The sequence below is a fragment of the Anabaena sp. TISTR 8404 genome (genome assembly GCF_056847745.1).
On the sequence record NZ_CP180578.1, the window covers coordinates 6,237,049 to 6,263,418 of the forward strand.

Genomic DNA, 26,370 nt, shown 5'->3' on the forward strand with positions numbered 1-26,370 from the left:
CCGAGGCTGATAGTATAAGTGCGTTCAAAGGGAATGTAATTATTTAATACATTGTTTCTTCTTGGCGTGGCTTGAGCAACCGTTCTGTTAAAGACTTAATCACAATGTACAAAACGGGTACAACAAACAAACTCAAGAATGTGGCAATTAACATTCCACCAAATACTGCTGTCCCCAAAGATTGACGGCTGCCTGCACCTGCACCTGTAGCCACAGCTAAGGGAAAAATCCCCAACAGAGTAGAAAAAGCAGTCATCAAAATTGGGCGTAATCGTTCTTTAGAAGCTTCAATTACGGCTTTAGTAATTGATAGTCCTTGTTCTCGCAATTGGTTGGCAAATTCTACAATCAAAATCGCATTTTTACTTGCCAAACCAATCAACATTACCAAACCAATTTGACAGTAAACATCGTTAGGAAAACCCCGCATTGATTGTGCTAACAGTGCGCCAAAAATTGCTAAAGGCACTGACAGCATGATAATTAAAGGGTCGATGTAATTTTCATATTGAGCAGCTAATACCAAGAATACAAAAGTCAGTCCTAAACCAAAAATAATTGGTGCTAAACCGCCAGATTCTAATTCTTCTAGTGCTGTTCCTGACCATTCATAACCATAACCAGGAGGTAACACTTGTTGAGCTACCTGTTCCATTTTCTGGATAGCATCCCCAGAACTAAAACCAGGTGCTGCTGCACCATTGATTTCAATGGCGCGAAAGAGATTGTAGTGGTTAATTGTTTGCGCTCCTGTGGTGGGCGTAATTTTCACCAAGTTACTCAAAGGAATCATTTCATTTTTGCGGGAACGGACGTATAGTTGCCCGATATCTTTGGGGTTAGAGCGAAACTGTTCATCGGCTTGGACATACACCCGATAGTTACGCTGCTGGAGGTTGAAGTCGTTGACATATTGTGACCCTAAAGCAGTTTGGAGGGTGGAGAAGATATCGTCTACATTAACTTGCAGTGCATTGGTTTTGTTTCGGTCTACTTCTACAAGTAATTGGGGTGTGTTAGCTGCAAAGGTGGTAAATACAGCTTGTAATCCTGGTGTTTGATTAGCACGACCTAGTAATTGACCCATTGTTTGGACTAGGTTTTCTAAACCTCCACTACCTCTGCGGTCTTGGAGTTGAAAGGTAAAACCACCAAAGTTACCTAATCCTTGAATCGCCGGAGGATTCACAGCAAATATTCTCGCTTCGGGAATGGCAAAGAACTTACCCTGCAATTTACCAATGAGTGCCTGTACTGTCTGATCAGGTCTTCCACGCTCATCCCAAGGTTTTAATGTGGTAAAGATAATCCCACTGTTGGCAGTGCTACCACTGAAACCAAAGCCGCCAACTGCAAAAGTTCCCACCACTTCGGGAAGTTGCAGAATTTCTTTTTCGACTTTACCCATGACATCGCTGGTGTATTGTAGCGAAACTCCTTGTGGCCCTTGGATAATTGTGATGAAATAACCTTGGTCTTCGTCGGGGAGAAAGGCTGTCGGTACACTTGTGTACAACCAAGCTGTCATTCCCAAGGCAACGATAAATAATCCAATAATTACGCTTTTAATGCGTGTGAGGAACCCAAGCGATCGCTGATATCCCCGCGTTACCCACTCTAAAAATCTGTTAATCTGGTCAAAAATCCAACCAATCCAACCCCCAGGCTTTTGACCTTGCCGCAGCATTAAAGCACATAATGAAGGTGTGAGAGTCAGTGCCAAAAAAGTGGAAATGGCAATCGAAAAGGCGATCGTCAGTGCAAATTGCCGATACAATGCACCTGTGGTTCCCGGAAAAAACGCCACTGGAACAAACACCGCCATCAACACCAGCGAAGTAGCAATGACAGCACCAAATAATTCCGCCATTGATTCACTGGCGGCGCGTTTTGGATTTATACCTTTATCTTGAATAAAACGGCTGATTTGCTCAACTACAACGATCGCATCATCTACCACCATCCCTGATGCTAAGGTCAAACCAAACAAGGTCAAACTATTAATCGAAAAGTTAAATGCTTTGACGAAGGCAAAAGTCCCCACCAACGCTAGGGGAATCGTCAGTGCGGGAATCAATGTAGTTCGCCAGTCTTGCAAGAACAAGAAAATGACGATCACAACCAGCACTACTGCTTCAAATAGAGTCTTAATAACTTCTGCTAAAGACTCTTCCACAAACATAGTTGTGTCAAAAGCAACTTCATATTTTACTCCAGGTGGAAAACTCGGAGCCAGTTCTGCCATTGCGGCTTTAACTCCCTTAGCCACATCTAAGGCATTACTCCCAGGAACCTGATTGATACCCAAACCTACAGCATCCTTACCCCGATACCTTAGAAATGTGTTGTAATTTTCTGCACCTAATTCCGCTCGACCAACATCTTTGAGTTTGACTAAAGTCCCATCATCTTCGGTTTTAATGACGATTTCTTCAAATTCTGCTGGTTCTGTGAGTCGGCTGGCAGCACGCACATCAATTTGATACTGTTGTCCTTTGGGGGCAGGTTCTTGTCCAATTCTTCCCGCACCAACTTGTAAGTTTTGTTGTGCCAATGCTGTAGTTACATCTTCTGTTGTTAATCCGCGAGTCGCTAACCGATTTGGATCTAACCACAGGCGCATAGCATAGCGGCGTTCACCAAAAATTCGCACATCACCTACGCCTTTGACTCTTTTGAGCGCATCCGCTATGTACAAATCAGCATAGTTACTCAAGAATGTGTTGTCATACTCGTTATTCTCGGTATATAAACCAATTCCTAAGAGAATATTGCTAGATTGCTTAGTTACCCTAACTCCTGTACGCTGCACTACATCTGGTAATTGTGCTTCAGCAATGGAAACACGATTCTGTACATCAACAGCAGCCAAATCTTTATCTCGTGTGGCATCGAAGGTAACTGTAATAGTGCTTGTACCATCGTTGCTGCTGCTGGAGGTCATATATCTCAGACCTTCAACTCCGTTAATTTGTCTTTCTAAGATATTAGTGATGCCGCTTTCTACAACTTCGGCACTGGCTCCACTGTAGTTGGCTGTAACGTTGATTTGTGTAGGACTAATATCTGGAAAACGAGCGACAGGTAGTGTGGGAATACTAATTAATCCCACCAGCAGGATAATAATCGCGCAGACCGTAGAAAAGACTGGCCGCTTGATGAAGAAATCAACAAACATAGGTATTAGGAAGTGTGAAGTATGAAGTATGAAGTATGAAGTGGGGAATTTTGTTTTTCATTCTTCATGCTTTTTGAGGAAGTGGGGAGTGTGAAGTATAAAGTGTGAAATTTCAGACTTCAGACTTCATCATTCAGACTTTTCTAGGGAGTGGGAGTTATGGGTGCGCCGTTGGTGAGGTTGAGAATGCCAGAAACTACGATTTTGTCTCCGGCTTTCAGTCCTTCCAGTACTTGGTAATTACTACCTTCAATGGCTCCTAACTTCACTGGTTTTTGCAGAGCGACTAAGGATGGCGCTCCTGGTTTAGGATTTTCTGGTGCTTGTGCCACAAACACAAATGTTTCTCCACCTAAGCGCGACACAGCTGTCACTGGAACTAAAATTCCGGGGCGTTCATCCCAAATGATTTTAGTTTGGACTAACTGGCGATTCAGTAATTGCCTGCTGCCATTACTAAAGCTGGCTTTAGCCAAAACTGTTTGAGAATTAGAATTGGCATTGGGGGAAATGAAACTGATTTTACCTGTAGCGGTGGATTGACCTTGGGCATCCAGCATTTGCACAGGTAAGCCAAGACGTAATTGTTTGGCTTGAGTCAGTGGTACAGATATGTTCAATTCCAAGGAGTCATTTCTGGTGAGAGTGGTGAGGTTGTCTGCTTTGCTGACAAATTCTCCGACTCTGACAGGAATATCCCCAACAATACCTGTGAAAGGAGCGCGGACATTAGTATATTGCAATTGCACTTGAGCGGCTTTGACTTGAGCTGCTGCTTGCGTAACTTGCGATCGCGCTTGGGCGATTTCTTCTTGACGGGGGCCGTTTTCTAATTGCCTTAAGTTTTGTCTTTGTTGTTCAACTGCTGCTTGTAATTCATTAATATCTGAACGTCTACCTTTAGTGAGTTGCTCTAGGCGTTTTTGGGATACCACTAAGGCGGCTGCGGCGCTACGTTCTTCTCTCAGGTATCCTTCCATGAGATCTTCGGAAATTGCGCCTTCTTTTTGTAGCTTGGCGTAGCGTTCGGCGCGTGATTTTGCCAGCGCTAAATCCGATTTAGCCGCCTCAATTTGGGCTTCGGCTTGAGCCATTTCTTCGGGTCTAGCACCTGTTTGAGCATCTCGCAAACGCGCTTGCGCTTGGGCTAACTGCGCTCTGGCTTGGGCAATTTCTTCGGTACGTGTACCTGCTTTGAGTTCTGCTAAACGTGCCTGAGCTTGTTCTAGTGAAGCTTTGGCTTGGAGTAGTTGTGCTTCGGCATCATCACTTTGCAGGCGAATTACTACTTGCCCTTGGGAAATGCGATCGCCTTCTTGAAATAAAATCTGAGTGATTCGTCCGTCAATTTCTGGTTTGAGTGTGACTGAACGTGGTGCGTCTAAAGTTCCCACAAATTCAGAACTTTCCTGGATAGTTGCATTCTCAACCGTGGCTAATTTCACCGGAATTCCCATCGGTTTACCAGCCGCCGCTCCCGCCGCAGGTGGATTACTGGCTTGGCTAGTTTGCCACCAGCGCCAACCCACACCAAAACCTGCAATTAACAGCACAATGCCCAATATCACAGGCCAAGGCCGCTTTTTACTTAGTATTGATATCGATTTTGCCTCTGGTGAAGAATCTGTTTGTGTAATCTGATTAAAGTCGGTAACAACAGGCTTTTCTGTTTCAACCGGAACTTGTGAATCAGGGAACTCAGATTGGGACATTTTCGTTTTCTCATTAGTAGACTTAAACTTTGGCAACTTGGCTGGAAAATAGGAGTGCTGGGGTTAGATACTAATAAACAGAATTGTTAATACTTGTTTGTGTAGGAATTTTTGTCAGCCAAGGTTTCTGCCTGTCAAGCGCCTATTTGATTAAACGCTGGAAAGGGCGAAACAAAGTTACCTCACTCACCCCAGTAACATGAGTAAATTCATAGATGGTAGCTTTAGTTAAATTTGCATTTGCAAATACCTCAGTTGCCGCTTTGATCAACTTTGCACGATTCGGTTTGTTTTTGACAATAAATTATTATTCATGCAAGTACTTGCTTGCATTATATATGTGTGAGTCCAAAAAGTGTATAAACTGAGTCAGGCATTAGCCATCACACAAACATCTGCTTTTTTGCCTTTAACCCCTAAATTTATGAGGAAAATAATAAGTTTTGTTTATTTATACTTTAGGTAAAAGCCTCATAATTATTAATTACTCATATAAATAAAAACTATTATTTCAGTAAGCTGCTAGGAAGCGGGAACAGGAAATAAACAACTTCTCTGCAAAATGTTGACAAAAAAAGCTTCAAAAACAAATGCGGGAATTTCGGATGCTTTTACCAAACTAATACTCGCATGGTGGGATAAGGCATCTACCTGGGAACTTTGATGGAACTTGTAATTGTGTCTTTTTGGCTCATGCTAATGTTGTTTATTCTGCGGTTAGCTTACTTGGTTCTACAAACCCATCAAAAAACTTCCAGATACTATCACCAAAGAAAAACCTCAATAAATAAACATAAGCACAAAAATACAGGAATATACCAAATTCCGCGTCCTTCTGGCGATAGAAACATTCATCCCCAGCAATGGCAAAAATTACTCAAATTAGTTCATGGTGATGTGGCTACAGCCAACCGACTCATTGATTGTGAACGTAGAAGAAACCCAGACCGCACTATTGATTGGTGCATAGATAAAGCCATTTGGCAACTGCAACGCGATCGCCGCTAATCAAGGAAAGTGCTGAGTATCATTAAAAGAATTTTAGATGTGTACGATATTACCCTAAACTTATTGATGAGTATTTAGCTAATTTTTGGAGGGGCGGTGGAATATGGATGTCAGCTTGATTGTATCTAACATCTTGAATCCACCTGTGTTAGCTTTCTTTTTAGGTATTTTAGCGGTATTAGTTAAAACAGATTTAGAAATACCTGCACCTATACCTAAATTATTGTCTTTATATTTACTATTTGCGATTGGGTTTAAAGGTGGGGTGGAACTGGTCAAAAGTGGGATTAATCAAGCAGTTATTCTCACCCTTTTAGCAGCAATGTTAATGGCATGTATTGTTCCAGTTTACACATTTTTTATTCTACGAATCAAGCTAGATACTTACAATGCAGCTGCGATCGCAGCTACTTATGGTTCTATTAGTGCTGTTACTTTTATCACTGCAAGTTCCTTCCTCACCCAACTGGGAATGAGTTTTGATGGGTTTATGGTTGCAGCCCTTGCCCTGATGGAATCACCAGCAATTGTAGTGGGTTTAATATTAGTTAACGTTTTTACAGTAAACGAAAGCGATCGTGAATTCAATTGGTCAGAAGTATTACAAGAAGCCTTCTTAAATAGTTCTGTATTTTTGCTAGTCGGTAGCCTGTTGATGGGTGTCCTCACCGGAGAACATGGTTGGCAAACTTTAAAACCCTTTACCCAAGATATGTTTTACGGCATACTGACATTCTTTTTATTAGATATGGGACTGTTAGCTGCCAGAAGAATAAAAGATTTGCAAAAAACAGGGGTTTTCTTGATTCTGTTTGCGATACTAGTACCAATTTTCAACGCTGGCATAGCTTTATTAATTGCCAAAGCAATTGGAATGTCACAAGGAGATAGCCTATTGTTCTCAGTCCTATGCGCCAGTGCTTCCTACATTGCTGTACCAGCCGCCATGCGCTTAACTGTTCCAGAAGCTAATCCCAGTCTCTATGTTTCGACTGCTTTAGCTGTGACCTTTCCTTTCAATATCATTGTAGGTATACCCCTATATCTATACGGCATAAACCTGTTTTGGAGATAAGATAATGCAGCCTGTAAAACGGATAGAAATCTTTGCCAATTATGTCGAACTCGGTAAGATTTTAGAGTCTTTAGAAAAGGCAGGCGTAACTGGACACTCAGTAGTCAAGGATGTAGCAGGTAAAGGAACAAGAGGCAAAATCACCAACGATTTAGCCATGACAATGCTAGACAACGTTTATATCATTGCCTTTTTTTCCCCCGAAAAATTGCCTTTGGTAGAGTCAAATGTCCGACAAACTTTAAATAAGTTTGGCGGCGTTTGTTTTATTTCTGATGCAATGGAAATCGAGACTACTAGATGTATTGGTTGAAGTATGAAGTGTGAAGTATGAAATGAGTTTACTTTTAACTTAAGTGTTCACATCATTTAAGCGTGAAGTTGTAAACCTATCCATCCACTTTTCTAAATAAACTCGATTAGCATTTTGCTCAGATGGATCTTGGGTATCCACAGGATGAGGCATCAATCCTAAAATTGCGGCTGTGGTGACGCAAAACATCGACTTTTGGAAACTGATACAGATTTGTACCCGCAAGTCATCTTCACCACGAAGGCGGCGACGATAAACAGCGTGCAAATATTCTGGTAAATAATGCCGCATATCCTGCATAAGCAAGGTAGGCGGAATACCAGCACCACCAATGGGTAAAGGATCAGCATACAATGCACCATACTGGAATCGGGCTTGATCTGGGGGAATTTGATAAGCTTGGGCATTGTAAGAAACTGTGCCATGAAACGGAGTTCCCCGGAAGAAAACTGCCTCGACATAAGGCACTGCTGTATCTGCTAAGAACGTTAAACCATTCTTTTTTGGGATAATGTCATAGACTTTATCTTGAATTTTGACCGAATATGTAATTGGTCTTAAGGCATCTGCTACCAAGCCTGCTTTAATATGGTCTACAACTTGAGGAATGGATTGAATTTCGCCTTTGTCATAGCGGTCTGATAAGCTCAAGAAAATATCAGCCATGACTCGCCAGAATTGGCCTAAACCACTGTAGTAAGCCGAAACACGCAACTGTTCAATTAAAAAATCAGGGAACAATTGGTTTAGACCTAAAATAAAGGGATTATTTTTAAATTTGGCGGTGATAACTGCTTTTGCTCGTTCTTGAAATTCTGGTGTATCTAAGTAAGCATCTAAGCCACCGCCACCATGCCACATCATGGCTTTCATGCAATATTCTGCATATTCATAATTGATGCGATCATGCCACCAGTGACGCAGTAATTTTGCAAAAGAAAATTCGTCGTTAAAGTATTTAAAAAAGGGAAAAAATACTAAAAATTGATGATCAGCAATGTAGATTAGATTGTCTGAGTAGGCATCTAAAACCACACCATAGCTTTTGAGAATGCCAACTACTTCTAAAACATTTTCTGGGCTATCAGGTAGCAATGCACTACCTGTTTGTAATCTTGCTACATACTCAGCTAAAGGATGTGAGACAGGTTTATTTTTAATAGTCACCATTGCCAGTTCTCCAAAATTGGGAATGAGGAAATAAAAGGTAAAAGGGCAAAAGTAAAAAGGCAAAAGTAACAAGATTTTTACCTTTTACTTTTGCCTTTTTACTTTAATTATTTTTGCTTGCCTTATCTACAGAGACTGTTGCCACTACCTTATCTACACTTATCATGGCGGTGACTGTTGGTTCAGTCCAACGAGATAACCAAGCAGGTTGAATGCCGAAAATCACAATCAGTAAGGCTAACACTATAGATGGCAGGCGATCGCTCCAATACACTCGTGGTAAATTAACTACTTGTGCAGACAAGCGTCCAAAGAAAGCCCGATTCATCAGAATTAAGAAGTAAACCGCAGTTAAACCAGTGCCAATCATCGATAGCAAGGTTTGTACAGGGTAAACTGTAAAACTACCCCGGAAAACGATAAATTCCGAAATAAACCCTACCATTCCTGGTATACCTGCGCTGGCCATTACACCCAAAACCATCAAGCTACCAATAACTGGCATTCCTCGTTCTGGGTTTAATAGTCCGCGAATAACTTCTAAATCACGGCTACCAGCTTTTTTGTATACTACCCCGACCAACAAAAACAGCAAGGCAGAAATCAAGCCGTGACTAATCATTTGCATTACAGCACCCAATACACTGAGTGGGGTAGACGCAGCTGCTGCTAACAGTACATAGCCCATGTGTCCAATTGAACTATAGGCTACCATTTTTTTCATGTCTGTTTGGGCGATCGCGCAGGATGCACCATAAAGCACACTGACTACTGACCAAGTTGCTAACCAAGGTGCTGCATAACTCCAAGCATCGGGTAATAAGTTCATGCCAAACCGCAATAAACCATAAGTCCCTAATTTCAACAGCACCCCAGCTAACAGCACAGAAATTGGTGTAGAGGCTTCAACGTGGGCATCAGGCAACCAAGTGTGGAAGGGAACCAGAGGTATCTTAATGCCAAAACCAACCAAAATTCCTACCAGCAATAAGAGTTGAGTAGCTAGTGGTAAAGATGCAGAATTCAAGTTGGCTAAGGCAAAGTTAGAACCACCACTCAGCCAAACCATACCGAGGAAACTTGCTAAAAGCAAAATGCCTGATATGGCTGTGTAAATCAAAAACTTTGTCGCTGCGTAACCTCTTCTCGCACCACCCCAAATGGCAATTAACAGGTAGAGGGGAATTAGTTCTAGTTCGTAGAACAGGAAGAATAAAAGTAAATCCTGTGCCAGAAAAGCTCCAGTTACGCCAGTGCTTAACAGAAGTATAAGTGAGTAATAAAGTCGTGGACGTTGTACGGAACTATCACTGCTACAGATGGCAATACAAGTCAATAGTCCATTTAATATTAGGAGCGGTAAAGATAAACCATCGACTCCAAGGTTGTAACTTAAACCTATGGCATCTACCCAAGGAATAAATTCACTAAACTGTTGACTAATCTCTTTTGGGTTGAATTGAATTGCTAGAAAAACTGACCACAAGAAGGTAAGGCCAGCACAAACAAAAGCTATGCCACGGGCAAGTTTTCCATCAAGAACACCAGGCCAAAAACCGATAATAGTTGCGCCTAACAAAAGCAGCAAAAGTAATGCACTCAGCATAGTTTGGAGGGAATTAGGGAGTAGGAAATGGGGAGTAGATTTTTTACTCAGCACTCAGCACTCAGCACTCAGCACTTTTAAAAATGCAAATTGTTAAGGAGTCCTAATGACCAACTAATAAAGAAACCGAAGATGCTGACGACTGCGAGGATGGTCAACATATATCCTTGAGATTGGCCGGAAATGCTGTACCTTAAACTTTGTCCACCGAGAATGGTGAAAATACCAACTAAGTTTACTAAGCCATCCACTAGATAGCGATCGCTCCAAGCAGATATCTTAGACAGCAATGCTACTGCCCCAACTACTGTCACTCGATAGATGCGGTCTATGTAAAAATCGTAGCCCAACAAGTCTTGTAAAAATCGCCACACCAAAATTCTGGATCTTGACCAAGCTTTATGTAGGTACATGGTAGACCCTATAGCTACTCCGACTACAGTAGAAGTTAGTAATATCCCAACTACGTACCAATTAATACTTTCTCCACCTGGCAGTAAGTACCATTGCTGAAGCATTAGGGGCAATAGTAACGTCAGTATGGTCAGCGTCACCATTGGAAATGCCATCTGCCAGCTAACTTCGGGCGCACGGCGAGTTTTTTGTTGCGGTGTACCCCAAAAGATTAATCGGAATACCCGTGTCAAGTTTAAGGCTGTTAAGCCATTAACTACGACTAAAATGCCAATCACCCAAGGGCTAATTGCTACCAAACCATCAGCCCATGACAGCATTGCCCAAAAACTGCCCAGTGGTAGCAAAGTAATCATCCCAGCCGCACCCACAACAAAGGCGGTGGTGGTAGCTGGCATCCGCGACCATAAACCGCCCATTTCTGTTAAATCTTGAGTACTGGTAGTGTAGATAATCGAACCAGAACTCATAAATAATAATGCTTTAGCGATCGCATGAGTCAACAGCAACATCAGGGCTACACCCCCTTGTTGCATCCCTACCGCCAAAAACACTAGTCCCATGTATGCACTAGTGGAATGAGAAAGCGCCCGCTTAATATCAATTTGTGCCAGCGATACTAATGTTGCACCCACCGCTGTCACCGAACCCATCACTATTAACGCATTCAGCGCTACTGGTGATAAAGCCAAAATTGGTTGCAGTTTGTATAAGATATATGCACCACCCGCCACTACCAGCGAATTTCGCATTACTGAAGCGGGGTTTGGCCCTTCCATTGCTTCATCTAGCCACAAGTGCAAGGGAAACTGAGCGCACTTACCCGCAGGCCCAGCAATTAATCCCAAACCTAGTAAAGTTGATGCAACTGGGCTTAAATTAGCTGTTTGCGCCCACTCATACAAATCTGAGAAATTCAAACTGCCTGCCCAACTAGACAGCGTGACGACAGACATCAGCAATAACAAGTCTCCTACACGCTTGGTTAAGAAAGCATCCCGCGCCGCCGTCACTACTAAAGGTTGCGCGTACCAGAAGCCTACTAACAAGTAGGTTGAAAGGGTTAGGACTTCTAACAAGGCATAGCTGAGAAATAAAGAGTCACTAATTGCTAAACCACTCAGTGCCGCTTCAAAAAAACCAAGTAGCGCAAAAAAACGTGCCAGCGACCAATCCTTCTCCAGATAACCTAGGGCGTAAATTTGCGCCAACAAACTTAACCCTGTGATTAAAACTGTTGCCCCAATGCTCACAGGCGAAAGTTCTAATGCAAAGGATAAATTTAAATCCGCAGCTTGAAACCAGTTAACCAGTATATTTTCTGGTTCTCTGTCCCAAACATCTTTAAATACAAATAAGCTATGAGCAAAGCCCAAAACAGTAGTCAACAAGTTTAAATAAGCCGCTGGTCTGGGGCCTGTTCTTCTAATTATCCCCATCCCCCAGGGCAAAGTTAAAAGTGCGCCTATCAAGCTATATAAAGGCACACACCAACTTGTTGAAAATAGAAACTGATTCATTTAATTTATTTACCCTTACGACTCAGTCTTGATTTTTTAACCCTTTGCAAAACAATTGTTGACTAAAAATTTTTTAAAAAACTCAAATCTTTGTTAAATTATTATTTTACAGGATTTGCAATTAGTATTTGTGAGTTAAATGCTGTTGATAGAGTTCAACCAATAAACTGTAATTTACATATTCAAATTTGCCATCCTCCTCTTAAATCATGCTCATTTGTAAATTTGTATTTCTACTTTTTAGCAGATAAGTTTATAAGATATATTTGAAAAAATTATATACTCTTTAGGTATTCTTGTTGCCATACTACAAATTAGAGGAAAGATAGTAACAGCAAAAGATGCAGTGGTTTCCCTTCCTCACCAGACAGAATTAGTCTTGGCTATGAATAGCGTTTTGTATATCTAATAAAAAAATTATAAAGCATAAGCGCCTGCTCTTGGAATCAGTGGACTTAAAGAGAGCAGAAACTTGGTATAACGAAGAATTAAGTTTTTTAAAACTTTTTTATTATAAACTATTATACTAATTTATATTGCCAGGGGAGCCAAGCTTTCCTATGCTTATTTTGGAAGTGTCTTTTTGCTCAAGATGAGCTTCCCCGTCAAAATTTTCAAACCACAGTACTGATTGGATTAAATTTTTAGGAGTTTCTGCGATGCCAATTGCAGTTGGAATGATTGAGACTAAGGGCTTTCCAGCAGTAGTAGAAGCTGCTGATGCGATGGTGAAAGCCGCCCGTGTAACTTTGGTAGGATATGAAAAAATTGGTAGCGCTCGTGTCACCGTAATTGTGCGGGGTGATGTTTCCGAAGTGCAAGCCTCAGTCGCAGCTGGAATTGAAGCGGCCAGAAGAGTAAATGGTGGCGAAGTGGTCTCCACTCACATCATTGCGCGTCCCCATGAAAACCTGGAATACGTATTGCCGATTCGTTACACAGAAGCTGTGGAACAGTTTCGCACTTAAAAGCTGATAATACAAAGTAACTGACGGGGTTGCTTGCTTGGGCTACGCTTTTGTTTGTTTAAGAAACTTTAATTAGGGATTAGAGCTAATGTCAATTGCAGTGGGAATGGTAGAAACGCTTGGCTTTCCAGCAGTAGTAGAAGCTGCTGACGCGATGGTAAAAGCTGCGCGTGTAACTTTAGTAGGTTACGAAAAAATCGGTAGTGGTCGGGTGACAGTAATCGTTCGAGGTGATGTTTCCGAAGTGCAAGCTTCTGTAGCAGCAGGTGTGGAATCAGTGAAGCGAGTCAATGGTGGACAAGTGCTGTCTACACACATTATTGCGCGTCCCCATGAAAACTTAGAATACGTCCTGCCAATTCGTTATACAGAAGACGTAGAACAATTCCGGGAAAATGTGAATGCAATTCGACCTTTCGGCGGCAGAAGACCATAACATATAATGCAAATTGCCAAAGTACGTGGCACAGTAGTTAGCACCCAAAAAGAGCCAAGTCTTAGAGGTGTGAAACTACTTATGTTGCAATTAGTGGATGAAGAAGGAAATACCTTACCACAATACGAGGTAGCAGCAGATACTGTGGGAGCCGGAGTAGATGAGTGGGTACTGGTCAGTCGTGGCAGTGCCGCTCGTCAAATCCTTGGTAATGAACAACGCCCTTTGGATGCAGCAGTGGTGGCGATAATTGATACTATTCATGTTCAAGATCGCCTTATTTACAGTAAAAAAGACCAATATAGATAGTCATTAGTTATGAGTCAATAGTCAACAGTCAGCCAACTATGGACTATTGAACGCCAGTGAGGGAGTCGGCAAAGCCGCCCACAGCACTGGCTCCTCTGGGCTATTGACCATTGACAAAAAGCTTAATTCAGGAGGAATCTCGCGATGGCAGTCAGCAGCACGGCGGCACCCCCAACCCCGTGGTCAAGAACTTTAGCTGAGCCAGAAATCCACAAAACCTCATTTGTCCACTCATTCTCTAACGTTATTGGAGATGTGCGAGTCGGTGCAAATGTAATCGTCGCTCCAGGAACTTCGATTAGAGCGGATGAAGGTACACCTTTTTATATCGGTGAAAATACCAACATCCAAGATGGTGTAGTGATTCACGGGTTGGAGCAAGGCCGAGTAGTTGGTGATGATGGCAATGAATACTCGGTTTGGATTGGTAGTAACGCTTCCATTACCCACATGGCTCTGATTCATGGCCCGGCTTATGTAGGGGATAATTGCTTTATTGGTTTTCGCTCCACAGTATTTAATGCCAGAGTGGGGGCGGGGTGCATCGTGATGATGCACGCTTTAATTCAAGATGTAGAAATTCCCCCAGGTAAGTATGTACCTTCGGGAGCGATAATTACAAGCCAACAACAAGCTGACCGTCTGCCAGATGTGCAAGACCAAGACCAGCAATTTGCTCATCATGTAGTGGGAATTAATCAAGCACTACGTGCTGGTTATCTCTGTGCTGCTGATAGTAAATGTATTGCACCTATCCGGGATGAATTAGCTAAATCTTATACAAGTAATGGTGTTACTGTTTTAGAGTTGGAAAGGAGTAGTGAAGTGGCAAGCAATAGCTTGGGTGCAGAAACAATAGATCAAGTGCGCTATTTATTAGAGCAAGGCTACAAGATTGGTACAGAACACGTAGACCAAAGACGCTTCCGTACTGGTTGTTGGACTAGCTGCCAGCCTATTGAAGCAAGATCTGTCAATGAAGCTTTATCAGCTTTGGAAGGCTGTCTGGCAGAACATAGTGGTGAGTACGTGCGTTTATTTGGCATTGACCCCAAAGGTAAACGTCGGGTCTTAGAAACAATTATTCAACGTCCTGATGGCGTAGTTCAAGGCGCATCTAGCTTTAAAGCACCTGCAAGTACAGGAGCTTCTAGCTACAGCAGCTACAATAGTAATGGTAATGGTCATAGTAACGGTGCGGGTATTGGTTCAATTAGTGGTGAAACCATAGAACAAATCCGCAAACTGTTGGCTGGTGGTTACAAAATTGGGATGGAACACGTAGATGAGCGTCGTTTCCGGACAGGTTCTTGGGCAAGCTGTAAGCCGATAGAAGCTAATTCGACTAATGATGTTGTGGCTGCGTTAGAAGAATGTATTAGCAGCCATCAAGGCGAATATGTGCGCTTGATTGGTATTGACCCGAAAGCGAAACGTCGGGTATTAGAAAGCATTATTCAAAGACCTAATGGCCCAGTTGCGGCTTCTGGTGGTCAAAAATCTTACCCTAGCTCAAGTATTTCTAGTTCGCCTACAGCAACCGCAACAGCACCTGCAAGCAGCAAACGTTTGAGTGCAGAAGTTGTAGACCAACTGCGGCAATTGCTGGCTGGCGGTTATAAAATTAGTGCGGAACACGTAGACCAAAGACGTTTCCGTACAGGTTCTTGGACAAGCTGTGGACAAATTGAGGCAAGATCGGAAAGAGATGCGATCGCAGCTTTAGAAGCATACCTGTCTGAATATGAAGGCGAATACGTGCGGTTGATTGGTATTGACCCCAAAGCCAAGCGTCGAGTTTTAGAAACAATTATTCAACGTCCATAGAAGTGCTGAGTTGAAAGTGCTGAGTGCTGAGTTAAAGGCAAGTCAGTTTAGTAAACTAGCCATCTTATTTCTAAACTGAAGATGTTGTATTTATACTCAGCACTCAGCAACGCCAGTTGCTACAACGCGGAGAACCCTCGCAACGCACTGGCTCCTCAGCACTCAGCACTTCTATCTTCCGAGGTTTAATTTTCCATGTCTGTGCCGCCACTGCGCCTCCACAATAACTTTGAGCCTTACATTAGTGGCGAGGTGACTATTCATCCCAGTGCAGTACTAGCGCCGGGTGTGATACTCCAAGCGGCTACCAACAGCAAAATCATTATTGGCCCTGGTGTTTGTATTGGGATGGGGTCAATTCTCCAAGTCAATGAAGGAACCCTGGAAGTAGAAGCAGGCGCTAACCTAGGAGCTGGGTTTTTGATGGTGGGAGGAGGCAAAATTGGTACTAATGCTTGTATTGGTGCAGCAACAACAGTATTTAATTGTTCTGTAGAACCAGGAACAGTAGTACCACCAAGCTCTGTGTTGGGAGATACTAGTCGTCAAATTAGTCTCGCCGAACCACAAGAACCACCCACCAATAATCCTCCTACGAATGCCCAACAACCACCAGCAGAGGGCAATAATTTAGAAGGAAATGAAGAAAAAGTAATTTCCATTTCCTCAACAAATCTTTCAGCTTCTGCTTTCTTGGAGTTAAAGCATCATTCTGTTTCTGTTCCTCAACCTTCGCCCACACCATCTGCCCAACCACCCCCATCTGAGGAAGACACAACTGCGGATAGTGCATCAGAACATAGTGCTGAAAACTCTGAGTCCTCTGATATTTTTGGCACTCAAATTTATGGACAAGGCAGTATTCACAGGCTGTTAACAACATTATTTCCCCATAGGCAATCCTTGAATAATCCTAAGTCTGACGAACCGCCGGAATAAGTGTTAATTGTAAGTTGTCCCCTAAAGTATGAAGTATGAAGTATGAATTATGAAGGATGATAAAACTTGATTTCATCCTTTATGCTTTATTCTTCAGCCTTTCAGTTTTAACCTTTAGCTGACCTTTGGGAAAGCTGTAAAAAGGGCATTTACATTATTGGCTGTGAGTATCCTGGAGAATTCACATGGAGACATATAATCAACAGTCCCTTAGCACTGTTCGGGCATCGCGACGGCGAGATAGAGATAACCTCAAGGACACTGCCTTGGGCATGGTATCTACCCTCAGCTTTCCAGCAATAGTTGGAACTGCTGACATGATGTTGAAATCAGCCGGGGTTCACCTGGTTGGCTATGAAAAAATTGGTAGTGGTCACTGTACGGCAATTATTCGGGGTGGCATTGCTGATGTACGTCTAGCAGTGGAATCAGGTGTGCAAACTGCTGAACAGTTTGGTCAATTGGTTTCAAGCTTGGTGATTCCTCGACCTTTTCCTAATCTGGACGTAGTACTACCAATTACTAATAGATTAAGTAAATATATGGAGGAAGGTAATTATAGCCGTCTGAGTAACTTAGCTATTGGGTTGGTAGAAACAAGAGGGTTTCCGGCAATGGTAGGAGCCTGCGATGCCATGCTGAAATCTGCTGATGTACAGTTGGCAGCGTATGAAAAAATTGGTGCGGGTTTATGTACAGCCATCATTCGTGGCTCTGTGGCTAATGTCGCGGTAGCAGTGGAAGCTGGAATGTATGAAGCAGAACGCATTGGGGAATTAAATGCAGTAATGGTGATTCCTCGACCACTGGATGAATTAGAACAAACTTTGCCTGTAGCAAGTTGTTGGATAGAAGAACGGCAACCAATAAAGATGCCAGTTAATATTAAGGAGCAAGTCGCAGAATTAGAAGTACTTCAGTTGCCAGATTTAGCTAAGTTACCTGCAAAAGTGACTGAAGAATTATGGAAGGATGAATGATGAATTGTGAATTGTGAGTGATGAATTGTGGGAAAATTCTCATCAGCATTCAGTATTCAGCATTCATCTTTGGCTGGAAGGCATCTTACGCTTCGCTTGTTGTATTGATCATAACTTTTACGGACTATAAATCAAATATCTTTCTTCTAATAGCGAAAATAGATTTTTATCTATACTAAAACTCATAACTTTGTATGAGCGACACAGCAACATTTGCAGGTGTTCAGTGATACTAGTTTTATATCTAGAGAATCGCTATTAGAGGAGAATTACCCTTGAACCAAGCAACGTTACACCAGTTGAAGGTGTTCGAGGCGGCGGCAAGACATGGTAGCTTTACCCGTGCCGCTGAGGAATTATTTCTCACCCAACCTACTGTTTCGATGCAAATCAAGCAGTTGACAAAATCTGTTGGGTTGCCTTTATTTGAGCAGGTGGGCAAACGTTTATACTTGACAGAAGCGGGCAGAGAACTATTTGCTACTTGTCGGCAAATTTTTGAGACAATAGCCCAGTTTGAAATGAAAGTTGCTGATTTGAAAGGGCTAAAACAGGGACAATTACGTTTGGCAGTAATTACGACAGCAAAGTATTTTATCCCGCGTTTGTTAGGGCCATTTTGTCAGCTTTACCCAGGAATTGAGATTTCGCTGCAAGTAACTAATCACGAAAAAATTATTGAGCGGATGGCGAACAATCAGGATGACTTGTATATTATGAGTCAAGTACCAGAACACATGGATGTAAATTGTGAGCCATTTTTAGATAATCCTTTGGTAGTCTTTGCGCCTGTTAATCATCCACTAGCAAAAGAGAGAAATATTCCAATTCACAGGTTGAATGATGAACCTTTTATTATGCGAGAACCAGGTTCAGGAACTCGTCGTGCTGTGCAGGCTTTGTTAGAGGAACACGAGGTCAAAGTTAAAGTTAAGCTGGAACTAGGCAGCAATGAAGCAATTAAGCAAGCGATCGCAGGTGGTTTAGGAATTTCTGTTTTGTCTCGTCATACTTTACTCTCAGATGTCTCAGAATTCAGTATTTTAGATGTGCAGCACTTCCCAATTAAACGCTCTTGGTACATGGTTTATCCAGCAGGTAAACAATTATCGATTGTTGCTCGTACTTATTATGAGTATTTACTAGATGCAGCGAAAAAGTTCGTTGAGCATCAAGAATCTCTGGTTTACAGTACAGTTGAGTAAGTTTCTATGTCTGAACTATCCTAGAGTTCAACTTGCTTGATAGGTAGAACCTGAATTAACGCATCTTAAGCAGCAGAGTCATTTGATACAAGGGAAAACTGGCAGTGGTGAACCCGGAAATACCTTCTTTGCGAACAATAGTACAAACCCAGGTAGCAGTTGTAACGGTGTACAGTGATCAAGCCTTAGTTACCAGACGAGGTGTAGTCTCGTTGACAGGGTTAGAACGGGAATTAGTTATTACTTCACTGCCAGTGACTCTAGAAACTGATTCTGTGAGGGTAAGCGGTACAGGTACGGTAGGAGTACGTTTGCTGGGAGTTAGCAGCGATCGCATTTACACCACTGAACCTGTTGCCGAACGAGTAACACAGTTAACACGTCAAATTCAACAAATAGAAGCCGAAAAACGCAATTTGCAAGCACAAATCGATGCCTTAGCATTACAGACGAGATTTATTGAAGGTTTACGAGAAAAGACAGAAGAACCATTTGCTCAAAGTTTGTCACGCAAAAATCTCAGCCTCAGCGAGACATTAGATTTTTTGAACTTTTTGGGCAGCCAGTATAGTGAATATGCGATCGCATCTGGAGATTGTCACAGTCAACAGCAAGAATTAGACAAGCAACTGCACACACTCCGCGCCACATTGCACAACATTCAAACACCTCATCCTCAAGAAAGTTTTAACTTGGTTGTTCGTGTAGAAGTTGCTGGAGAAGGCGAGTTTGAGCTAGAAGTATCCTACATAGTCAATCGTGCCAGTTGGACTCCGCTTTATGACTTGCGGGTAGATAGTACCAATCAGACAGTACATTTAAGCTACCTTGCAGAAGTCACCCAAAATACTGGCGAAGATTGGCAAGATATAGCACTTACCCTCTCAACCGCTAAACCAGGACTGGGGACACTCCCACCCAAACTAGAACCTTGGTATATTGACACCCTACGTCCACGCATAGCGCAACGAGCATTACCTCGTCCATCACTACCCACCATAGCGGCTGCACCTGCTGAGGCTGAGACAATTTTTCCTCAAGAGCAAGAGGAATCAGCAACTGATGCTCTGATTCCATCTGAAAATGTGGGAGCAACAGTTTCCAAAGAAGGAAGTGTAGTTACGTTTAAACTCCAGGGTAAAGGGAAAATCCCCAGTGATGGCGCACCCCATAAAACTACAATTTTTAATGACGATTATCCCTGTATATTTGATTATGTGGCGATGCCGCGCCTGGTTAGTTTTGCTTATTTGCAAGCTCATGTAAAAAACAGTTCTGATGGCGCAACTTTATTGCCAGGTAAAGCTAATATTTTTCGAGATCATGTTTTTGTTGGTGTAACTAAATTAGAAAATATTGCCCCTGGACAAGAGTTTATTTTGAACTTAGGAATTGATGAAAATTTAAAAATTGAACGTAGTTTAGTTGAGCGTCTAGTAGATAAAAAGATGATTGTGAATCAACGTCGAACTACTTACGCTTATCGGTTAACAATTACCAACTTACTCAATCAAGAAGCTAATTTAAAAATTACTGATCAATTACCTGTTAGCCGCAACGAGCATATTAAAGTTCGGCTCACTCGCATTCAACCGCAAATTCAACTTGGAGAAATGGGAATTTTAGAATGGGAGTTAAGCACTTTACCTCAAGAGCGACGAGAGATATATTATCAATTTACAATTGAGCATCCGCCTGAGTTAACAGTGGTTGGATTGGTGCGATTCGTTGGCTAGAAACCAAGCCTGATAAGGGTTTTGGAGGATTAGCCGCAAGGTAAATCTACCCAAAAGGTAAGAGCCTTGACAACTTGATAGTCATGTTGGTGACATCGAAATTAACAAAGGGTAAATCTATAGAAAAATCCAATGGTTAACCCAAAAGACATAATTAAACTCGATGAAGTCCAACCCCCTCAGTGCAAGGGTGAAAGCACGTTCCCCACGGTAGCGACTAGTCATCAATCCGTGAAGCGGGAATGAACGGTGGTAAAAAGCCAGTCCAGGCTTCGACTCCAACTAGCAGGAGAACATGGTTAGCGAAAGCGAATCTACGTCTGAATCATCGTGATCATACAAAACAGCCTAGTGGACTAATAGGCTGTGCCAAAAGGCAAGGGTAGAGTGACCGGAATCGCATCCGTTCGGTCTGCACCACTCATAGCCCCGGTGAACAGTAGAAACCTAAACTCTCAACCAATGACTATCAGGAACGAAGTAACCACATAGATTCTCTCAGGCAGGTCGATACCTGAGTAGGTGCTAACCGGATGAACTGTGTGGCGAGATTGAGTCAGAAGCTAACGCCTGCGGTAATGCGTAGGATATGCTGACGGACTCACGGAAAACAGATATATGTAGGTACAAGTAGCAATGAAGAGGACTAAAACGAGTTTTAAGACTACGGTGGTATGGAACAACATCAACTGGAAGAAAATCCAGAGAATGGTGTTTAAGTTGCAAAAGCGCATACATAAAGCTGCTCAACGTGGGGATGTCAAAGCAATGCGACGACTCCAGAAAACCTTGATGAAATCCTGGTACGCCAAGCTACTAGCAACGCGAACAGTAACCCAAGACAATAAGGGTAAGAATACAGCAGGGGTAGACGGAGTAAAATCACTAGGATACACTCAACGTCTGGCACTAGCTAGAAATCTAGGGAATGCGCTTAAGGTAAAACCAACCCGTAGAATCTGGATTCCTAAGCCAGGAACAGACGAAAAGCGACCCTTGGGAATTCCCACAATGGCAGATAGAGCATTACAGGCACTAGCCAAGTTAGCCCTAGAGCCAGAATGGGAAGCAAAATTCGAGCCGAACAGTTACGGGTTCAGGCCAGGAAGGGCGGTACACGATGCCATCGAAGCAATATACTTAGCAATACACTGTAAAGCTAAGTACGTGTTAGATGCCGATATATCCAAATGTTTTGACAATATTGACCATCGAAAGCTACTGGACAAATTAAACACATACCCATCCATGAGACGGTTAATCCGCAACTGGTTAAAAGCAGGATTTATGGATGAACGCGATATGTTCCCGACTGAAATGGGTACACCACAGGGTGGGGTCATCTCTCCGCTACTGGCAAATATCGCACTCCACGGTATGGAAGAGGCAATTAAGGAATATGCCAACACCCTACCTACTAACAGGAATCATGGGAGAAAGCAAAACCGTAATGCCCTCAGTTTAATTCGTTACGCCGACGACTTTGTGATTATCCACAAAGACATCAATGTTGTATTAGGGGCAAAAGCTGTAATCGAAGGTTTCTTAAAAGACATCGGATTGGAACTCAAGCCAAGCAAGACCAGAATTTGTCACACCTTTGAAGAATATGATGGGAAACACCCTGGATTTGACTTCTTAGGTTTTAATATTCGACAATTCCCGGTCAATGATGGGATGAGCGCAAAAGCACCAAGGTCAGGTGAAATTTTGGGATTCCAGACAATCATCCAACCCAGCAAGAAAGCATTACAGCGTCACTATCAGGTTATATCTAAAATCATCAACTCCCATAAGGCAGCACCGCAAAAGGTGCTTATCCAGAAACTCAACCCCATTATTCAAGGTTGGGCAAACTACTACTCATCCACTTGCTCCACTGATGCTTTTCGTGACTTAAATCACATGATTTATACCAAATTAACATCATGGGCAAGATACAGACACCCTAACAAAGGTGCTAAATGGGTAGTTGACAAATACTGGATAACCCTAAATGGCGATAACTGGGTATTTGCCTACAATAACCCAGACACAGAAGAAAGATATATCCTTTCAAAGCATACATGGAGAAAAATCGTCCGCCACACTAAGGTTAAAGGCGATGCTTCACCATTCAACGGTGATTTCGTCTACTGGGGAACAAGAACTGGAAAGAGCAAAGAAATTCCTTCTTTACTTGCAAAAACCCTTCACAAGCAAAAAGGTAAATGTGCTTATTGCGGTCTAACTTTTACACTAGAAGACCAAATTGAAATTGACCACATTATACCAACCAGTTTAGGCGGGAAAAGAAAGTTCGATAATATTCAAGCATTGCATAGACATTGCCACGACCAAAAGACCGCCAAAGATGGTAGTCTGAGTAGCTCCCATGACAAGGGTATGTTTTCTGAGGAGCCGGATGAGATGAAAGTCTCATGTCCGGTTCTGGAGACGAGTACCACTCGTGAGGGTGTTGCTTAGTTTAATGATATATAGATATTGACCTTTCGGCAAAAAAGTTATTATGAAAGCTCACGCAGAGACGCAAAGGTGTAGAGGGTTTTCTGAGCGTTAAGATAAGTAATTAGACGAAATTGCTATGAAACGCTATGGTATCTATGGTCAAGTGCTGATTTAGGTGATGCACACCTAATTAATACAGAGCCTTGTGAAACTTTAGAAGAAGCGTTCGCTGCTCTGAAAACAAATATAACAGAGCTATTTCAAGCTTTCTCCTAGAGTAGTAAGAATGAATTATAGCACCGATTTCTTCTAAGAAAAACAATGCAGCGATCGCCTAGCTGCAAAACTGCGAGAACTATAGCAGGGGACAGGTCACAGGTGACAGGGTTAAAAGTCTTTTTCTGTCTACGTTTTATCATTTGCTGATGTTCTAACTGTCTTGGCTATTGCTATAAATATCGATCCAGACGCTATTTAGCAGCTACAAATCTTCAGGTAGCACCCATTTTGGTGGTTCCATCATTTTTTTACGCAAACGTTCTTCAGCAATGGCCAGCATTTCGTCTAAAGAAGTCTCTTTAATGAATTGTGAGGCGGCTTCTCTAAACTCGATGTTGGGGCATTTATCCCCCAAAACGCAACCTTTAACGCAGGCTTCCGCGCAGTTAATTTTCTGCTCCACAGTCGATTCCTCTCAAATTAGGGCGTTTTCCTACCCACAAGATAAATTTTACCTGCTCTCTGGAAAAGAATTGAGTGCTGAGTTACCGAAGTTGAGAACAGGAGAATGAGGCTAGGGAACTGCTATCCAGAAAAATAAAAGGTAAAAGGGTGAACTTTGGTTTTTGTCATCCTTTTACCTTTTCATATACCTGATGCTTATTTAATGTTAGCCCTTGCATCCCTCACTGCGGCAATAAAAAATAATCCTGTTAGAGGAATACTTAATCCTAAGATAATCGCAGTGGTTTGAAAGCCTAAATCTGGTTGTCCATAGCTGAGTTCAAACACCGAACCGACGGCGGCGATCGCTGTTATACAAGACCCAGCCAGAAACAAACCGCTTTTTGGAGTTAAATACACTACTAGCCCCCTATGCTACTGGTTTCACCGCTTGATACGAGAAGCCATTTTTAGATAACTCCTGTGCCAAAGTCAAGGAATTCTCTACACGGTCTACGAATACCACACCGTTGAGGTGATCCATCTCGTGTTGAATGCAGCGTCCGAGAAGGTCGCCAGCTTTTAATATTTTGGGACGACCATATTCATCTTTATAAGCAACTTCCACCACTTCCGGACGCTTCACATCCATGTAAACGTTAGGAATGCTCAAACATCCTTCTTGAGCAACGCAGATTTCTTTGCTTACCTGTTTAATGACCGGATTAATTAATACCAGTGGCGGATTTGCTGGGTTATCTGGTTCGCAGTCGATGACAATTAGTTGTTTATTAATTCCTACCTGGGGCGCAGCCAAACCAATGCCATCACTGCTGTACATTGTTTGCAACATTTCACGTACCAGTTGACGCAGTTCGTCATCAATTTTTGTGATGCGTTTTGCAGGTTGACGCAATGCGCGATCGCCCAGGTAATGCAGCTTCAACGGCGGATTTTTTAACTTTTTTTTCTCAACAGCAATTTCAGAGGGCATGATTATTTTAATGGCTCAATTGTGCAAATTCCTACTACTTTAATTCTATCAATCTCAGTTAGGTATCATGTTTTTCCTTTGCAACACTCTCATCTATTGAATTCTTTAGCGTACCTTTGTCTTGAAAAGTTTGCTCAACGGGGGGAACCCCCCCACGCAACGCCAGTTGCTTCAAGTCGGGGAACCCGCCCAACGCACTGGCTCAACTTTTCGCTGCGCTTACCTCTGAGTACCTCCGCGTTAAAAAACTCTACAACGGCTTGGCAGAACTCATAGCTCATTGGTTAAAGAAAGTTGTACATTGCCATCAAGAGCAACTAACCACTAACAGCTATATATGAACTTCCGTGAAGAGTTTAAATTGCTGCTACGCGCCCGTTACCCTTTAATTTACATTCCCACCTATGAAGAGGAGCGGGTAGAAACAGCCATCCGGGAAGAAGCAGCTAATCAAGGTAATCGCCCAGTTTATACTTGGGATTTTGTTGATGGCTACCAAGGTAATCCCAATGATGCCGGATTTGGACGACGCAATCCTTTGCAAGCGTTGGAATTTCTGGAGAAATTACCAGCCTCAGCACCCGCAGTTCTGATTTTACGAGACTACCATCGCTTTTTAGATGATGTGGCGATCGCACGTAAACTCCGCAATTTTGCCCGACTCCTCAAATCGCAGCCGAAAAATATTGTTTTACTATCCCCTCGCATCGCCATTCCTGACGATTTAACCGAAGTTTTAACAGTTGTAGAGTTTCCTTTACCGTCCGCACCAGAAATTAAAACCGAGATAGAACGTTTACTGCAAGCCACTGGTAACTCGCTTTCTGGCAAGGTTTTAGATGATTTAGTGCGTTCCTGTCAAGGGCTTTCAATGGAACGGATTCGGCGAGTTTTAGCCAGAGCGATCGCCACTCATGGCGAATTACAACCAGAAGACGTAGATTTAGTCTTAGAAGAAAAGCGCCAAACTATCCGCCAAACTCAAATTCTCGATTTTTACCCAGCCACTGAGCAAATTTCTGACATTGGTGGTTTAGATAACTTGAAAGATTGGCTATTACGGCGTGGTGGTTCATTTACCGAAAGAGCGCGTCAGTATGGCTTACCCCATCCTCGTGGCTTATTGTTGGTAGGAATTCAAGGAACGGGAAAATCATTAACAGCAAAAGCGATCGCTCATCATTGGCATTTACCACTGCTACGCTTAGATGTAGGGCGCTTATTTGGCGGTTTGGTAGGTGAATCGGAATCGCGCACACGCCAAATGATTCAGGTAGCAGAAGCCCTCGCCCCCTGCGTATTGTGGATTGATGAAATAGACAAAGCATTTTCCGGGCTAGGTAGCAAAGGTGACGCGGGAACAACTAGCCGGGTGTTTGGGACTTTTATTACCTGGTTAGCCGAAAAAACCTCACCTGTATTTGTTGTTGCTACAGCTAACGACATTCAAGCCCTACCTCCAGAAATGCTGCGAAAAGGGCGATTTGATGAAATTTTCTTTGTTGGTTTACCTACCCAAGAAGAAAGAAAAGCAATTTTTAACGTCCATTTATCCCGATTACGCCCCCATAACTTGAAAACCTATGACATTGATAGATTAGCCTACGAAACACCCGATTTTTCTGGGGCGGAGATTGAGCAAACTCTGATTGAAGCCATGCACATCGGATTTAGTCAAAACCGTGATTTTAATACTGACGATATTTTAGAAGCCGCCAGTCAAATCATCCCTTTGGCACGAACTGCTGTGGAACAAATTCAAAAACTGCAAGAATGGGCTGCGGCTGGGAGAGCGCGTCTAGCCTCAAAACACAGCCCTTTGAGTGACCGTATTCAGCGACAATTGCAGTAAACAGGGAACAGGTTAAA

21 protein-coding genes are annotated in these 26,370 nt (G+C 42.6%); 13 read left to right on the forward strand and 8 right to left on the reverse strand.

All coding sequences use genetic code 11. The features are described 5' to 3' along the window. Nucleotides 1-43: 43 nt before the first annotated feature. Nucleotides 44-3,178, reverse strand: a complete 3,135-nt coding sequence (locus ACMX3D_RS26985; RefSeq protein ID WP_482748849.1) for an efflux RND transporter permease subunit — start codon at nucleotides 3,176-3,178, stop codon at nucleotides 44-46. A 143-nt stretch (nucleotides 3,179-3,321) separates the two neighbouring features. Then, nucleotides 3,322-4,890 (reverse strand): efflux RND transporter periplasmic adaptor subunit, encoded by a 1,569-nt coding sequence (locus ACMX3D_RS26990; RefSeq protein ID WP_482748850.1) that lies wholly within the window; start codon nucleotides 4,888-4,890, stop codon nucleotides 3,322-3,324. 678 nt (nucleotides 4,891-5,568) lie between these two features. Between ACMX3D_RS26990 and ACMX3D_RS26995 the strand changes: the two genes are divergently transcribed. The 3 genes from ACMX3D_RS26995 to ACMX3D_RS27005 all read left to right on the forward strand — a co-directional run bounded on the left by ACMX3D_RS26995 (nucleotide 5,569) and on the right by ACMX3D_RS27005 (nucleotide 7,286). Continuing rightward, nucleotides 5,569-5,898, forward strand: a complete 330-nt coding sequence (locus ACMX3D_RS26995; RefSeq protein ID WP_482748851.1) for a hypothetical protein — start codon at nucleotides 5,569-5,571, stop codon at nucleotides 5,896-5,898. 103 nt (nucleotides 5,899-6,001) lie between these two features. After that, complete coding sequence (locus ACMX3D_RS27000) at nucleotides 6,002-6,973, forward strand: sodium-dependent bicarbonate transport family permease (RefSeq protein ID WP_482748852.1); 972 nt, start codon at nucleotides 6,002-6,004, stop codon at nucleotides 6,971-6,973. A 4-nt stretch (nucleotides 6,974-6,977) separates the two neighbouring features. Further along, nucleotides 6,978-7,286, forward strand: coding sequence for a P-II family nitrogen regulator (locus ACMX3D_RS27005; RefSeq protein ID WP_482748853.1), 309 nt, complete (start codon nucleotides 6,978-6,980; stop codon nucleotides 7,284-7,286). Nucleotides 7,287-7,325: 39 nt separating this feature from the next. Here the strand turns inward: ACMX3D_RS27005 and ACMX3D_RS27010 are convergent, their stop codons facing one another. The 3 genes from ACMX3D_RS27010 to ACMX3D_RS27020 all read right to left on the reverse strand — a co-directional run bounded on the left by ACMX3D_RS27010 (nucleotide 7,326) and on the right by ACMX3D_RS27020 (nucleotide 11,996). Beyond that, complete coding sequence (locus tag ACMX3D_RS27010; protein ID WP_482748854.1) at nucleotides 7,326-8,456, reverse strand: CO2 hydration protein; 1,131 nt, start codon at nucleotides 8,454-8,456, stop codon at nucleotides 7,326-7,328. A 103-nt stretch (nucleotides 8,457-8,559) separates the two neighbouring features. Continuing rightward, nucleotides 8,560-10,062: an NADH-quinone oxidoreductase subunit M gene (locus tag ACMX3D_RS27015; RefSeq protein ID WP_482748855.1), complete on the reverse strand. Its 1,503-nt coding sequence runs from the start codon at nucleotides 10,060-10,062 to the stop codon at nucleotides 8,560-8,562. 77 nt (nucleotides 10,063-10,139) lie between these two features. Further along, entirely contained in the window at nucleotides 10,140-11,996 is a 1,857-nt protein-coding gene (locus ACMX3D_RS27020; protein ID WP_482748856.1) for an NAD(P)H-quinone oxidoreductase subunit F, read from the reverse strand. Nucleotides 11,997-12,655: 659 nt separating this feature from the next. Here ACMX3D_RS27020 and ACMX3D_RS27025 point away from each other — a divergent pair. The 9 genes from ACMX3D_RS27025 to ltrA all read left to right on the forward strand — a co-directional run bounded on the left by ACMX3D_RS27025 (nucleotide 12,656) and on the right by ltrA (nucleotide 22,862). Then, nucleotides 12,656-12,964: a carbon dioxide-concentrating mechanism protein CcmK gene (locus ACMX3D_RS27025; RefSeq protein WP_010995042.1), complete on the forward strand. Its 309-nt coding sequence runs from the start codon at nucleotides 12,656-12,658 to the stop codon at nucleotides 12,962-12,964. A gap of 88 nt (nucleotides 12,965-13,052) precedes the next feature. After that, a complete protein-coding gene (locus tag ACMX3D_RS27030; protein ID WP_015111750.1) occupies nucleotides 13,053-13,400 on the forward strand; it encodes a carbon dioxide-concentrating mechanism protein CcmK in 348 nt (115 codons plus the stop codon). Between the two features lie 6 nt (nucleotides 13,401-13,406). Then, nucleotides 13,407-13,709 (forward strand): beta-carboxysome shell vertex protein CcmL, encoded by a 303-nt coding sequence (gene ccmL, locus ACMX3D_RS27035; protein WP_482748857.1) that lies wholly within the window; start codon nucleotides 13,407-13,409, stop codon nucleotides 13,707-13,709. 144 nt (nucleotides 13,710-13,853) lie between these two features. Further along, a complete protein-coding gene (gene ccmM / locus ACMX3D_RS27040) occupies nucleotides 13,854-15,536 on the forward strand; it encodes a beta-carboxysome scaffolding protein CcmM (RefSeq protein WP_482748858.1) in 1,683 nt (560 codons plus the stop codon). 195 nt (nucleotides 15,537-15,731) lie between these two features. Further along, a complete protein-coding gene (gene ccmN / locus ACMX3D_RS27045) occupies nucleotides 15,732-16,475 on the forward strand; it encodes a beta-carboxysome scaffolding protein CcmN (protein ID WP_482748859.1) in 744 nt (247 codons plus the stop codon). A 185-nt stretch (nucleotides 16,476-16,660) separates the two neighbouring features. Beyond that, nucleotides 16,661-17,455, forward strand: coding sequence for a beta-carboxysome assembly protein CcmO (gene ccmO / locus ACMX3D_RS27050; RefSeq protein WP_482748860.1), 795 nt, complete (start codon nucleotides 16,661-16,663; stop codon nucleotides 17,453-17,455). Nucleotides 17,456-17,730: 275 nt separating this feature from the next. Continuing rightward, entirely contained in the window at nucleotides 17,731-18,660 is a 930-nt protein-coding gene (locus ACMX3D_RS27055) for a LysR substrate-binding domain-containing protein (protein WP_482748861.1), read from the forward strand. Nucleotides 18,661-18,764: 104 nt separating this feature from the next. Beyond that, the gene (locus ACMX3D_RS27060; protein WP_482748862.1) at nucleotides 18,765-20,396 is read left to right on the forward strand and encodes a mucoidy inhibitor MuiA family protein; all 1,632 of its coding nucleotides are present in this window, start codon (nucleotides 18,765-18,767) and stop codon (nucleotides 20,394-20,396) included. Between the two features lie 636 nt (nucleotides 20,397-21,032). Further along, nucleotides 21,033-22,862, forward strand: coding sequence for a group II intron reverse transcriptase/maturase (ltrA, locus tag ACMX3D_RS27065; RefSeq protein WP_482748863.1), 1,830 nt, complete (start codon nucleotides 21,033-21,035; stop codon nucleotides 22,860-22,862). Nucleotides 22,863-23,325: 463 nt separating this feature from the next. Here the strand turns inward: ltrA and ACMX3D_RS27070 are convergent, their stop codons facing one another. The 3 genes from ACMX3D_RS27070 to def form a co-directional block, all read right to left on the reverse strand. Further along, nucleotides 23,326-23,526 carry a hypothetical protein gene (locus tag ACMX3D_RS27070; protein WP_482748864.1) on the reverse strand — a complete coding sequence of 67 codons (201 nt, stop codon included), beginning with the start codon at nucleotides 23,524-23,526 and terminating at the stop codon, nucleotides 23,326-23,328. A gap of 197 nt (nucleotides 23,527-23,723) precedes the next feature. Further along, nucleotides 23,724-23,927: a hypothetical protein gene (locus ACMX3D_RS27075; protein WP_190687843.1), complete on the reverse strand. Its 204-nt coding sequence runs from the start codon at nucleotides 23,925-23,927 to the stop codon at nucleotides 23,724-23,726. Nucleotides 23,928-23,937: 10 nt separating this feature from the next. Further along, complete coding sequence (def, locus tag ACMX3D_RS27080) at nucleotides 23,938-24,501, reverse strand: peptide deformylase (protein WP_482748865.1); 564 nt, start codon at nucleotides 24,499-24,501, stop codon at nucleotides 23,938-23,940. 337 nt (nucleotides 24,502-24,838) lie between these two features. Between def and ACMX3D_RS27085 the strand changes: the two genes are divergently transcribed. Then, entirely contained in the window at nucleotides 24,839-26,353 is a 1,515-nt protein-coding gene (locus tag ACMX3D_RS27085; protein WP_482748866.1) for an AAA family ATPase, read from the forward strand. The last annotated feature ends 17 nt before the right edge of the window (nucleotides 26,354-26,370 follow it).